The organism is Actinomadura harenae (assembly GCF_003696215.1).
Lineage (GTDB): Bacteria > Actinomycetota > Actinomycetes > Streptosporangiales > Streptosporangiaceae > Spirillospora > Spirillospora harenae.
Genome location: NZ_RFFG01000009.1, coordinates 20,591 through 33,906 on the forward strand (window position 1 = coordinate 20,591; position 13,316 = coordinate 33,906).

Below are 13,316 nucleotides of genomic sequence, written 5' to 3' on the forward strand. Positions count from 1 at the left end.
GGGTGGCTCCTACGCTTTACTCGGATTGATGACGTTGTTCGGTGGCTCCGGCTCCCGCCCGGCGGCAGGGGCCGCGGCGCGGGACCTCTTCGAGCGTCTGCGCGGCCGGTACTTCCAGGTGCCGCCAGGGCTCCGGTTCCTGGGCGGCGTCGTCCTCCCGGCGGGTGCCGCCGCGGTCGCGGCCGTGCTGAACCTGCCGGTGCCGACGACGGCGGTGTTCACGGTGATCCTGCTGGTGGTGGCGCATCTGACGCTGCGGTCCCCGGCGGGGATGGCGGTTGTCGCGGTGGTCGTCGTGTGGCTGGCGTCCTCGGCGGGGATCGGGCGGCTGTACCCGGGGCCTCCGCATCCGTACCTGAACGCGGGCGTGCTCCTGGCGCTGCTCGCGCTGCCGGTCGCGGTCGTGTCGCTGCGGCTGCGCGGGTACGCGCCGTGGCGGACGGCGACGGTGGCGCTCGTGCCCGCCGGTGTCGTCGCGGCCGCGTCGGCGCTCTCGGTTCCCGGGCTGTCCGCGGGTCCGGCGTGGGCGGCGGGGCTGGCCGTCCTCGGCTACCGGTGGGATCAGGCGCGGCGGACGTCGTCGGCGGAGGCGTACGAGACGGGCTGGGTGCAGGAGCAGTCCGGCGGGCGTCCGGACGGCCGGGGCGCGCGGGGGTCCGGGCCGTCCGATGGCAGGACCCCGACCGGTCCGGACGGCGCGACCCCGGACAAGGCGGACGGCACGTCGCCGGGGCATGACGGTGAGGCCGCGGGCTCCCCGGAGGCGACGCGGGTGGCCCACGACGAGCGGGCGGCGGCGGACGCGCGTCCGCCGGACGATCCGAGGGCCGCCCCCACGGGTGCCGCCCCCACGGGCGCCGTTCCTACGGGCGCCGCCCCCACGGTGGGCGAGGCCCTCGCGGAACTGGCCGGGATGACCGGCCTCGAACCGGTGAAACGGCAGGTCAGGTCGATCGCGGCGTCCATCGAGGCGGCGCACCTGCGGGCCGAGGCCGGGGTGCCGACCGAGAAGCCGCTGCGGCACCTGGTGTTCGTCGGGCCGTCCGGGACGGGCAAGACGACGGTCGCCCGCGTCCTCGCGCGGATCTTCCACGCGTTCGGGCTGCTGCCGTCCGCGACCGTGGTGGAGGCGACGCGCGCGGACCTGGTCGGCGAGTACCTGGGCGCGACGGCGCTGAAGACGAACGCGCTGGTCGACGCGGCGCTCGGCGGCGTGCTGTTCGTCGACGAGGCGTACTCGCTGGTCAACGCGTCCGAGGGGCAGCCGGACCGGTTCGGCGACGAGGCCGTCCAGGCGCTCCTCAAGCGGGCCGAGGACGACCGCGGGAACCTCGTCGTGATCCTCGCCGGGTACGAGGACCGCATGGACGCGTTCCTCGACTCCAACCCGGGCCTGGCCTCCCGCTTCGCCACGCGCGTCCACTTCCCGTCCTACGGCCCGGACGAGCTGCTGGAGATCGCCGAGCTTCACGCGGGCCGCCGCGACGACCGCTTCGACCAACCCGCGCGCGCACGACTGCGTGACAAGTTCGTCGACGTCCACAGGCGCGGCATCGTGGACGAGCTCGGCAACGGACGTTTCGTCCGGTCGCTGACCGAGGCCGCCGCGCGCGCACGAGACGTCCGGGTCGTCGCCGCCGACCGGGACCGCGACCGCGCGCCGACCGCCGAGGAACTCGTCACGCTCACCGCCCGCGACGTGGACGCCGCGTTCGGCGAGCTCACCGAGCGGTACCGCGGCTACGCCGAGGCCCCGACGCTGGAGGAGGCGCTCGGCGAACTGGACGCGATGATCGGCCTGGCCCCGGTGAAGCGGCAGGTCCACCAGGTCGCCGCGCAGTTGCAGGTGGCCCGGATGCGGCGCGAGCAGGGTCTGGTCACCCGGCCGCCGACCAGGCACTTCGTGTTCACCGGTCCGCCCGGCACGGGCAAGACCACGGTGGCGCGCGTGCTCGGGCGGGTCTTCGCCGCGCTCGGCCTGCTCGCCCGCCCGGACGTCGTGGAGGTCCAGCGCGCGGACCTGGTCGGCGAGCACCTCGGCGCGACCGCGCTGCGGACCAACCGCGTCGTCGACTCGGCGCTCGGCGGCGTCCTGTTCGTGGACGAGGCGTACTCCCTGGTCAACTCGGGGTACTCGGGCGGCGACGCGTTCGGCGCCGAGGCCGTCCAGACACTCCTGAAGCGCGCCGAGGACGACCGTGACCGGCTGGTCATCGTCCTGGCCGGATACCCCGCCGACATGGACCGCCTCCTCGCGTCCAACCCGGGCCTGGCCTCCCGGTTCGACGAACGCGTCGACTTCCCCTCCTACGGCCCGGACGAGCTGCTCCGGATCGCCCAGCTCATCGCCCGCCAGGGCGGCGACGTCTGGTCCGACACCGCCCTCGACGACCTCGCCCTGGTCTTCCAGCGCGCCGTCGGCCTCGGCCGCGTCGACGAACTCGGCAACGGGCGCTTCGCCCGCACCCTCTACGAGAAGGCGTCCGCCGTCCGCGCCCTGCGCGCCGCCGCTCTCGGCGACGCCGCCACCCCCGCCGACCTCACCACCCTCACCGCGGGCGACGTCCATGACGCGCTCTCCGAGCTCACCCACCGCCTATCCCGAATGTGGTGAGATCGTCCGCATGGAGACGGTGACCTGGGCGCAGGCCCTCGCCTGGCGCATGCGACGCCAGCACATCGAGGCCGCGGCGGACGCCCCCGCCGTCGAGATCGCGCGGCGCCTGGCGGGCGTCCAGGCCCAGGTCATGTCGGCCGCCGACCTCGCCGTCCGGATCCGCCGGCGCGCCCCGGAGGGCGTCGCCCCGGCGATCGCCGACGGATCCCTCGCCAAGACGTGGGCCATGCGCGGCACGCTGCACCTCCTGCCCGCCGACGACGCCCCCGCCTACCTCGCCCTCTGCGCGGCCGCCCGCACCTGGGAGAAGAAGAGCTGGCAGAAGAACTTCGGCGCCACCCCGGACGACGTCGACGCGCTCGCCGACGCGGCCCGGACCGCCCTCGCCGACGGCACGCCCCTCACCCGCGAGGAACTCACCGCCGCGATCGTCGCGGAGACCGGCTCGTCCCACCTCGCCGACGTCCTCGGCTCCGGCTGGGGAACGCTGCTCAAGCCCCTGGCCTGGAAGGGCGTCCTGTGCCACGGCCCGTCCCGGGGCACGCGCGTCACCTTCGTCCGCCCGCCCTGGACGTCCCTGCCGCCCGTCGAGGACGCCGCCCGCACCGTCCTGCGCGCCTTCCTGTCCGCCCACGGCCCCGCGACCCCCGACACCTTCGACGCCTGGCTCCTCCGCAAGGCCAGCCGCAAGAAGGACGTCCGCGCCTGGTTCGAGGCCGCGGACCTCGCTCAGGTCGACGTCGAGGGCACCCCGATGTCCGTCCTCCCCGACCACCTCGACGAGCTGCTCGCGACCCCGCCGTCCACGTCCGTCCGCCTGCTCGGGCCGTTCGACCAGTACGTCCTCGCCGGCGGCACCGGCTCACCGCACCTCGTCCCGCCCGCCCATCGCACCGCCGTCAGCCGCCCCGCCGGCTGGATCTCCCCGGTCGTCCTCCACCAGGGCCACGTGGCCGGAACCTGGGACGCCACCACCCCCGAAGCCACCCCCACCCTCTTCGAAGACGTCCCCTCCCAGGCCCTCACCCACGAACTAGAGCGCCTCCGCACCCTGCTCAGCTGAGGCGGAAGCGGACCGTGACGCCTGGGCGGAGTTGGGCGGCCAGGGGGAGGTCGTGGGTGCGGACGACGGCCAAGACGGGGTAGCCGCCTGTCGTCGGGTGGTCGGTGAGGAAGAGGATCGGGTTGCCGTTCGGGGGAACCTGGAGGGCGCCGGTGACCATGCCCTCGCTCGCCAGTTCGCCCTCACGCGCGCGTACGAGGGCGGGGCCTTCCAGGCGGACGCCCACACGGTTCCCGGTCGGTGTGACGGTGTACGGAGCCGACGTGAGGACGCTCAGGGCGTCCGGGGCGAACCAGTCGTCGCGGGGACCCGGGACGACGCGGAGGACCGGGGCGTCCGGAAGGACCGGGACGGGCGCGTGGTCGACGGCCATGGGGGCGTCGGTGCCGCCGAACGTGAGGCGCGTGCCGGGGGCGAGCGGCGGCGGGCCCAAGCGGGAGAGCAGGTCGGTGGACCGGCTGCCGAGGGTCTTCTCGCAGGTCAGGCCACCTCGGACGGCCAGGTAACTGCGCAGCCCGCGCGTCGGCGCACCCAGGTGGAGGACGCCGCCCTCCGGCACGTGGACGGGGGCGTTCATACCGTGGGGACGGCCGTCCAGACGCACGTCCAGCGGGGCGCCCGTGACCGAGATCCAGGCGGGGGAGCGGAAGCGCAGGACGGCGCCGCCCAGCGTGAACTCGATGCCCGCGGCACCCTCGGGGTTGCCGACCAGGCGGTTCGCCAGGCGCAGGGACGGCGCGTCGGCGGCCCCCGACCGCGGGACGCCGAGGTGCGCGTATCCGGGACGACCGAGGTCCTGGACGGTCGCCAGCGGCCCTGGGCGGACGACCTCGATCACCGCGACCGCTCCGGGACGAACCGGACCCGCAGCCCCGGACGCAGCAACGACGGCGGATCACGCCGGACGTCCCACATCGTGAGATCCGTGCGCCCCAGCAACCGCCACCCACCCGGCGACGGCGACGGATACACCGCCGTGTACGAACCGGCGATCGCCACCGAACCCGTAGGCACCGACGTCCGCGGAGACGCCCGCCGCGGAACACGCAGGGCCGCGTCAAGACCGGTCAGATAGCCGAAACCGGGGGAGAAGCCCAGGTAGGCCACCGAGTACTCGGCGGCCGCATGCCGCTCCACGACCTCCCGCACCGACAACCCGGCCAGCTCCGCGACCTCGCCCAGATCCTCGCCGTCGTACCGCACCGGGATCTCGACCGGCGGCGCGTCCTCGGCCTCGGCCGCGCCCGCCTCCAGCGCCGCGACCCGGGACGCGAGCCGGTCGAGGTCGCAGACGTCCGGCTCGGCGACCAGCAGAACCGTCCGCTCACCAGGGACGATGTCGGTGACACCGGGAAACGCCGCGGCCCGCAGCGCCCGGTGCAGGCGGTGCGCGTCGTCCAGGCCGGCCGTCTCGACGAGCAGCCCGCCGTCCCCGGCCCGCCGGACCGTCCTCACGCGAACGGCCCCAGCCGCACCCCGGCCTCCTCCAGCGCCGCCCGGACGCCCCGCGCCAGCGCCACCGCGCCCGGCGTGTCACCGTGCACGCACATCGACCGCGGGGCGAGCGTCACCTCCGACCCGTCCACGGCCGTGACCCGCCCCTCCGTCGCCATCCGGACGGCCCGCTCGGCCACCCGCGCCGGATCGTGCACGACCGCGCCCGGCTCGCGCCGCGACACGAGCCGTCCCTCAGGCGTGTACGCGCGGTCGGCGAAACACTCCTCGACGACCGTCAGACCGTCCGCGACCTCGTACAACGCCGAGCCCGGAAGCGTGAGGACCGGCAATGTCGTGTCATAGGCGCGCACCGCGTCGGCGACCGCGCGCGCCTGCGCCGGATCGCGGGCCAGCCGGTTGTAGAGCGCGCCGTGCGGCTTCACGTACGACACCCGCCCGCCCTCGGCACGCGCTATCCCGTCCAGCGCGGCGACCTGGTACAGCACCTCGGCGGTCAGCTCCTCGGGCGCCACGTCCATCTCACGCCGCCCGAACCCGGCGAGGTCGCGGTAGGAGACCTGCGCCCCGACCGCCACACCCCGCTCGACCGCCGCCGCGCACACCCGCCGCATGATCAGCGGATCGCCCGCGTGGAACCCGCACGCCACGTTCGCGCTCGTGATCACGTCCAGCAGGGCCAGGTCGTCGCCCAGCTCCCAGACGCCGAACCCCTCACCGAGGTCGGCGTTGATGTCCATCACCGGCATGGCTCAAGATGTACCACCGCGAGGCGCGGTTCAGACCGCCTTCTCCACCAGGCCGGTCACCTCGCCGCGCGGCGCCCACGCCTGGTACACGCCCCGGTCGAACGACTCCAGCCCGAGCCGCTCGGCGACCGCCGCGCGTCCCCCGGCGTACTCCACCCGCAACCAGTCGTCATGCTCGCCGAGCACCGCGAACGGCTCTCCGCGCCACGTGCAGCGCGTGCTCACGTACGCGAGCCGCGTCACCTCGCCCACCGGCACGACCCGGACGTACCGCTCCGCCGTGACCTCCTCGAACCCGTCGGCGGGACGCGCCCGGTACAGCCGGACGTCGTCCCCGTCCGGACTCGCCTCGTACTCCTCGCCCCGCCAGTCCGCGACGTACCCGTGCCGGACGCTCATTCCCCACTCTCCCCACGCGCGTGCCGTCCCCGAGGCGCATCAGGCCGGGTCTCGGACGGCCGCTCCCCACGGCCGGACGCCACGAACCCGCGCGCGCCCTCGACGGCCCCGCCCGGAGCCCCCGCGAACCCGCGCGCGCCCTCGGCCGGTCCACCCGCCGCCGTTCGCTCCCGCGCGGGCTCGACCGGGTTGTTCGGGGCCGCCGTCGCGGGGTTGCGGGGCGGGGCCGGGGCGTCCTTGGGAGCCGCGGGGCCCGCGAACATCGTCGTCGGCGTCCGGCTCCTCCTCGTGGCCGGGGGACCGGCGCGGCGAGTGGAACGGGGCGTCCGGGGCTTGTCGGCGCCGCGCGCCGTCGCCAGCCGGATACGCCAGCGCCGCAGGTCGGCGTCATAGACGGCGACCAGCGTCGGACGTCCCTCGCGCGCGAGCCGGTGCATCTCCGCGCCATGCGGCAGGCGCTGGCTGTCCACCTTGAACTCGGCGACCGGCGCACCGGACGGCGCCTGCTCCTCCCCGCTCGGCGGACTCCGGAACAGCGTGGACTTCAGGGCGGGCCACCGGATCACGTGCACCGCGTCCATGCCCGCCTCGAACGGCGCCCCGGGACTCTCCAGCCCCAGAGCCTGGACGAGCCGCTCCGGACGGGTCAGCTCCGCCACGTCCTGAAGCCTGTGCACGTACCCGGCGACCAGGTCGTACCCGCCGTCCAGGTAGTGCGTGACGTGCTCGGGCCGCAGCACCTTCTGCATCATGACCACCACCGGCGCCGGAACCGGCTCGGGGCGCGTCACCTGCGGGATGGCGTCCGGACGCGTGACCTGCGAGACGGCGTCCGGACGCGTCGCCTGCGGAAGCCGCTCGAGCCGCGTCACCTGCGGCGGCGCGGGCGCCGCCGCGGCCCGCGACCGTCCGGCCACGTGCCTGTCGGACGGGTCCGGCGGCCGCACCGCGCCGCCCGGCGCCGCGATCGGCGCGGTCGGGACCGGCGTCTTCGGAAGCGTGTTCGTGTCCAGGTAGGACGCGCTGGGCAGCCCGGGGTTGACGGCGAGCCGCCAGTCGGGATGCGGCCAGTCCCGCACCAGGTCGGACACCGTGGAAGTCTGGTGATGGACGGCCTGCCCCCGCAGCGACCGGTCCATCGCCTCGGGGGACGTGAAGGCCAGCACGAACGTCCCGCCGCCGAACTGCGCGGTCGCGAAATGCCGTCCGCCGTCGCCGTCCGCCGCGCCCGGCGTGGGCAGGTACAGGGTCGCGCGGGCGAGCAGGTCCAGGTATCCCTCCTGGTCACCGCGCTCGCGGGCGACCGCCAGGGCACGCTCGGTCTCGGCCTCACCGGCCGGCGCGCCCGGGGCGGTCTCGGCCTCCGGCACGGCGGACGGGATCCCGAGCGAGGGCAGCGCCAGCGGAGTCCCGCTCTCCGCACCGGTCATCCCGGCCTGGTACACGAGCCCCTCCGGAGACCGGACGCCGTACGCGTCCCGCAGCACGCCCGCCATCCGCTTCGCCAGATCACCGCACGGACGTGGACGCGTCGCGTCCGGCGCCTCCACCTGGATCCACCAGTTGAGCCGCTCGTCGCCGTCGGGCTCGTTCCAGCCGTGCCCGGACAGCTTCCGCTCCTGCCGTCCCGACAGCGGGACGGGCAGGAACGCGTTCCCGACCGCCTCCGCGTGCAGGGCCCGGTCCGCGCGCAGCACCTGCGTGTAGGGAAGCCCGGTGGGCCCCTGCACGATCAGGAACGCGCGGTCGGGCAGCCGCAGCAGCTCGGCGCCCAGCCGGTCGACGAAGTCGCTCCAGTCCACTCGGTCCAGCCTTCACGTCCGCGGGTCGGGGAGACGACCGTAGCGGAGCGCCGCCGTCCCCGCCCCCACCAGTATCTACTCGCCCCGCCGGCCGGGCAGCGCGTCCGCCCGGACCGGGGCCCACACGCCGCCGACGGCGTCGTACACCGCGACGGGCGTCCCGTCCCCGGTCCCGTCCGTCTCCCAGAGCGCCGTCCCATGCTGAAGCCGCAGCAGCAGCGCGTCCGAGGGCCGCACCTCCGTCACGAACCCGGCGTCCGGCACCGGAGCCGCCGCCGGCATCGCCGCCGTCCCATGCGCCCCCAGACCCGGCAGGACGGGCATCCCGGACGTGTCGAGCTCGCGCAGCCCCGCAGAGTCCCGCCGTCCGGCTCCCGCCCCGGCGAACGCGTCCCGCAACTCGGACACGCGCGACTTCCGCCCCCCGGCCGCCTCGTCCTGCCGGACGTCCGCACCCGCGGGCTCCTCGGTAGCACCAGCCGGAACATCCCGCCCAGAACCACCCGCGACGCCCGGCTGCCCGGGCCCAGACGCCACGCCGAACACGTTCTCCTGGCCAGGCACACCGGACGAACCACCCGGCACGCCCATACTCGGCATCCCAGCCGCCGCGACCGCATCACCCTGCGCCGACTGACCGGCCATATCGGCCACGCCAAGCGGCTCCATGTCGCTCTGCGGGGGCAGACCGGGCCCATCGCCCAAACCGAACGCCGGCTGCCCGACGTCACCGACCCCCGCGAGCGCATCGCCCTGCGCAGAGAAGCCCGCAGCGTCAACCGCACCAAACGACGGCTGCCCAGCGTCACCGGCCCCCGTGAACCCGTCGCCCTGCGCGGGCAGACCGGGTGCGTCGGCCGGGCCGAACGTGGGTTGCTCGGAGACGCCCGCGCCCGCATAGCCGTCACTTTGCGCAGGCAGGTTCGGCGCGTCGGCCGGGCCGAGCGGTTGCCCAGGCGCTCCGGGCACGGTGAGTGCGTCGCCTGGGCCGAACGACGCCTGCTCGGGCGCGAATACGGCGCTCTGCACAGGGAGGCCCGCGGTGTCAGCCGCACCATACGGCGGCCGCCCGGCGTCACCGGACGCCGCGAGCCCGTCGCCCTGCGCGGGGAAGCTGGGCGCGTCGCCCAGGCCGAACGTCGGCCGGCCGGCGTCCCCGGACGCCGCGAGCGCGTCGTCCTGCGCGGGCGGGTTCGGCACGTCGGCCGGGCCGAAGTGCGGTTGTCCAGGGTCAGCGGCCCCCGTGAACGCATCGCCCGGCGCGGGGAAGCCCGGCGCGTCGGCCGCGCCGAGCGGCAGGCGGTCGGGTGCTCCGGCCGCTGGGAACGCGTCGTCTTGCGGAGGGAGGTTCGGTGCGTCGGCCGGGCCGAACGGAGGCTGGCCGGGCGCCGTGAACGCGTCGCCTTGCGCAGGCGGTTGGCCGGATGCACCGGCCCCCGTGAGTGCGTCGCCTTGTGTGGGGAGGCCGGGGACGTCGGCCGGGCCGTAGGGAGGCTGTCCGGGGGCCGTGAAGGCGTCGAACGGCACCGGAACGGCCGGCGCGGACGGCTGCCCGGGCGCACCGTGCGGGGTGAGCGGGGCACCCTGGCCGGACGCGGTGAGGGGGCCCGGTATCGGCACCACGTCGTGTTGCGTCATCTCCAGCGGAGAGGGCACGTCCTGCGGGGCGTTGACCAAGCTGGACGGGCCGAATCCGTCGCGTGGTGCGGGCACGGGCATGCCCGGAGCGGCGGCTTCGTCGTGCTGCGGGGTTCCGAACGGTGTCGTCCCCGGCAGCCCGTCCGCCTGGCCGGGCGCGGCGAACTGGTCGTGGATCACCGGCAGGCCGGGCATCTGCGGGGTCGCGGACGGATGCTGCCCCCCGGCCACACCCGGCGAGCGAGGCGCGCCGAACTCGTCATGCTGCGCCGGAACACCCAGCGGCGCGTACTGGTCGGGCTGCGCGTGGGGCTGGACGGCCTTGAGGTCGTGCCGGGTGTGCGCGTCGGAGTCCGACATCCCGGACGTGTCCCCCGGGGAGGGCGGCGTGGCCGACGGGATGCTCACCCCGCCGGACGGCGGCGGCACCGGGGCGCCGGACCCGGGCCGGACGGAGCCCAGCCGGGCGACGGCGGTGATGTCCAGGTGGATCTCGCTCGCGAGTCCGGGGTTGATGGCGAGCTGCCAGGCCGGGTCCGGCCAGTTGGCGGACAGGTCGGCGAAGGACGTCCGGCGGAACGCGGTCTGGTTGGGCGACACGCGGGCGAGCGCGCCCGGGGACGTGAAGACCGTGATGTACGTGCCCGCCCCGAGGCTGATCGTCGGCGGGACCGTCTCGCCCGGGGCGCCGGGGAAGACCAGGTCGGCGGTGGGCAGCAGGTCGAAGTAGGTCGTGTGGTCGCCGCGTTCCTTGGCCTCGGCCAGGCGCGGCTCGATCTCGTCCGCGACGGCGGTCCCGCCGGGAGCGGGCGCCGCGCCGGACAGCACGTCCTGGATGGACGGCACGCCCCCCGGAAGCACCTGCCCCCCGGTGGCCTCCGGCGTCGCCGGGTGGCCCGCGAAACCGTTCGGAGCCGGGACGCCGGGCTCGGCCGCCAGGACGCCGGGCTCCGGAACGGGACCCTGGCCGGATCCGGCCAGGGCGTCGGAGGACCGCGTCCGGGTGACGCGGGACGGGTCGGCGCAGTCGAGTCCGAGGTCCGGGAGGCCGACGAGCCCGGTGCCGTGCCGGTGGAAGGACTCGTACACCAGGTCGGACGGGCGCCGGACGGCCTGGACGTCGCGCAGCGCCGTGACCATGACCTCGGCGAGCCGCGCGTAGTCGGCCGCGGTCGCGATCGCGGGCAGCTCCGTCCACCAGTTGCGCGGTCCGGCCATGCCGGGTTCCGCCGGCGGACGCCAGCCCGACTCGCTCATGACCTCTTCGTCCGCGAGGGTGAGAAGCAGGGGACCGTCGAGGAAGTTGTTGCTGACCGCCTCGGCGTAGAGCCGGTCCGGCTCCCGCATCGCCTGGACATAGTGGCGGCTCTCGTCACGCTCCCGGACGATCAGGATCGTGTCCCGTTCCAGGGCCGCCAGCTCACGCCCCAGGCGCCGAGCGAACTCGGACCACTCCAACAAGATCACTCCCTACGGCCCGGGGGTGCCCCCCGGTTCCCCCCGTCGATCACTGCCCGGTTCGATGATTGTCGGCCGGGACGCTTTCTGGCAAACCGGGCCGCTCGCCCCAACCCCGGCACGCGCCCTCCGCGCCCACCCTCAGCGCCCACCCTCCGAACCGAGCCCCGTGCCACACCGTCACACCCGAACGCGGGGCGTGCGGGCGGCGTGGTGTTTCTCCAGCTACGGACCCGGGCGGCGGCGGCACACCCCACCCTGCACCGGTCCGGCCCACGTCACAGCCTCGCCCACCCCAAGCTTCGCCCCAGACCACGGCACCCTTCGGCACCCTTCGCGGCCCTCCCCGCCGGGCCCCGCTCACACCCGCGACGTCACCCCGGAGGCGGCTCGTGGCGCAGGACGTGCAGCGAGGCGCGGAACGCGCGCGGGTCGTGCCCGCTCCGGTCCATCACGGCGATCAGCCGGTGCATGACCTCGTGCCGTTCGTAGCCCACGTCCAGCAGCGCCTGCGCGGTCTCCCACAGCTGGGGCGGGTCGCCCTGCCAGAGCCGCTCGGCGAGCCGTTCGTGGGCCTCGAGGTGCTCCTCCGGCGCGCCCGGATGCTCCAGTTCGAGCAGGATGCGCCGGTCCGCCGGATCGGACGGGTCGAGGACCGAGAGGTCGATCGTGCCGTGCCGTCCCGACACCCGGTGCCGCCCGGACAGGAACGGCATCGCGAAGGCGCGCCGCGGCAGCGCCTCGAGGTCGCCGTCCGGGAGCAGCCGGTCCACGATGTCGCGGTCGAGGCCGAACGAGGACGGGTCACGGTAGGCGTCGGGGAACTTCGCCGTGGCGTCCCATACGGCGTCGAGCGTCGCGCGGATCGCGGCGTCCGGCAGGCCGGTGCGGTGTCCCGCCCATCGCACCCACGCGGCGAGGACGTGCGGGACGGCCTCCTGCTCGGCCTGCGACAGCAGCACCTTGCGCGGCAGCCAGTCCAGCAGGAACATCTCGCACTTGACCGGGCTCACCCGCAGCGGGCGGCCGAAGTCGTGCGTGCATCCGTAGTCGATGATCCGGTCCACGCAGCGGCTCGCGGCGGCCGTGTCGGACAGGCCGCCCGCCTCGTCGGACGCCAGGAACCGGACGGCGAGGTCGGCGCGCCGGTCCGCGCCGTGCACGGCCGGCTGCGGCACCCGCCCGCCGGTCGGCAGCGCCCGCACCCGGTGCCGGACGAACGCGTGGTAGGACCCGAAGCTGTCGTCGACCGTCGCGTCCGGTGTCTCGTTGGTGTGGTCGAGGCAGCGCTGGAGCAGCGCCCGCGCGTCGCGGGGCTCGACCTCCTCGAACCGCATCAGCGGGTTCGTCGCGGCCTCGTTCCGGCAGTGGTCGAGCAGCCGGTCGATCCGGGACGACACCCACGCGTCCCGGAGCGTCCCGCACGCGGGCGGGCGCTCGCCCGGCAGCCGCGTCCCGACCACGCCCGGCCTCGCCCGGTCCACGAGGACGACCAGCGCGTGCCGGTCGGACGCGCCGCCGTCGCCGCGCGGGTACTCGAAGACGCAGATGACCGACTCCTGGTCGCCGTACACGTCGCGGGACACGTAGCACTCGCGCGGCTCGACCATCCCGACCCGGTCGGACCAGATCGGCCGCGCGACGCCGAGGTCCATCAGCTCGAGCGCGGCCCGCTCGGCGCGCGCCGCCTGGCCCCGCGTCCCGAGGCAGGTCACCCCGGTGAGCAGGGCGAGCGCCGCCGGGCTGCCGACCCGTCCGGAGTGCGCGACGAGGGCCTCGCCGACGACCTCCTCGACGTCCCCGTCCACGGCGCGCTGCCCCCACCACGAGCCGAGGATCTCGCTCACGATCAACTCGGCGTCGAGGGGGCTTCGCACGGCCAGCAGCTCGCGCGCGTGCCGCAGCATCCCATCGAAGATCGCGGCGATCTCGCCGCTCTGCACCGGCGGCTCGGACGCGGGCTCCCCGGCGGACGGAAGGCTGCTACGGGGACTCACGCCCCCTAGCTTCTCAGATCCCGGACCCCGGAACGCGGCACTTGCCCACCCGGCGGACCTCGAACCCCGGTTCGACCAGGTGAACTCCAGCACACCCGCCCGTCCCTGAGACCGGCCGCCGGGAGGCGGATCACGCGC

The 13,316-nt window shown here is 75.3% G+C and carries 9 protein-coding genes; 2 read left to right on the top strand and 7 right to left on the bottom strand.

Features of this window, described 5'->3' with window-relative positions; all coding sequences use genetic code 11:
* Nucleotides 1-28 precede the first annotated feature (28 nt).
* Both EBO15_RS06980 and EBO15_RS06985 read left to right on the top strand, forming a co-directional pair.
* Nucleotides 29-2,614, top strand: a complete 2,586-nt coding sequence (locus EBO15_RS06980; RefSeq protein WP_122193591.1) for an AAA family ATPase — start codon at nucleotides 29-31, stop codon at nucleotides 2,612-2,614.
* Between the two features lie 10 nt (nucleotides 2,615-2,624).
* Nucleotides 2,625-3,680: a winged helix DNA-binding domain-containing protein gene (locus EBO15_RS06985; RefSeq protein ID WP_122193485.1), complete on the top strand. Its 1,056-nt coding sequence runs from the start codon at nucleotides 2,625-2,627 to the stop codon at nucleotides 3,678-3,680.
* Here the strand turns inward: EBO15_RS06985 and EBO15_RS06990 are convergent.
* The 7 genes from EBO15_RS06990 to EBO15_RS07020 form a co-directional block, all read right to left on the bottom strand.
* Nucleotides 3,673-4,518, bottom strand: coding sequence for a 5-oxoprolinase subunit C family protein (locus EBO15_RS06990; protein WP_122193486.1), 846 nt, complete (start codon nucleotides 4,516-4,518; stop codon nucleotides 3,673-3,675). The two genes, EBO15_RS06985 and EBO15_RS06990, sit on opposite strands and share 8 nt — an antisense overlap.
* Nucleotides 4,515-5,135, bottom strand: coding sequence for a 5-oxoprolinase subunit PxpB (gene pxpB, locus EBO15_RS06995; protein ID WP_122193487.1), 621 nt, complete (start codon nucleotides 5,133-5,135; stop codon nucleotides 4,515-4,517). Before pxpB ends, EBO15_RS06990 begins: the two co-directional genes overlap by 4 nt.
* Nucleotides 5,132-5,884 (bottom strand): LamB/YcsF family protein, encoded by a 753-nt coding sequence (locus EBO15_RS07000; RefSeq protein WP_122193488.1) that lies wholly within the window; start codon nucleotides 5,882-5,884, stop codon nucleotides 5,132-5,134. The genes pxpB and EBO15_RS07000 overlap by 4 nt, the downstream gene beginning before the upstream one ends.
* A 30-nt stretch (nucleotides 5,885-5,914) precedes the next feature.
* Complete coding sequence (locus EBO15_RS07005; protein WP_122193489.1) at nucleotides 5,915-6,283, bottom strand: hypothetical protein; 369 nt, start codon at nucleotides 6,281-6,283, stop codon at nucleotides 5,915-5,917.
* Nucleotides 6,280-8,085 (bottom strand): SseB family protein, encoded by a 1,806-nt coding sequence (locus EBO15_RS07010; RefSeq protein WP_122193490.1) that lies wholly within the window; start codon nucleotides 8,083-8,085, stop codon nucleotides 6,280-6,282. Before EBO15_RS07010 ends, EBO15_RS07005 begins: the two co-directional genes overlap by 4 nt.
* A gap of 75 nt (nucleotides 8,086-8,160) precedes the next feature.
* Nucleotides 8,161-11,184, bottom strand: coding sequence for a TY-Chap domain-containing protein (locus EBO15_RS07015; protein WP_147481408.1), 3,024 nt, complete (start codon nucleotides 11,182-11,184; stop codon nucleotides 8,161-8,163).
* A gap of 371 nt (nucleotides 11,185-11,555) precedes the next feature.
* A complete protein-coding gene (locus EBO15_RS07020; protein ID WP_325051875.1) occupies nucleotides 11,556-13,178 on the bottom strand; it encodes a hypothetical protein in 1,623 nt (540 codons plus the stop codon).
* Between the last annotated feature and the right edge of the window lie 138 nt (nucleotides 13,179-13,316).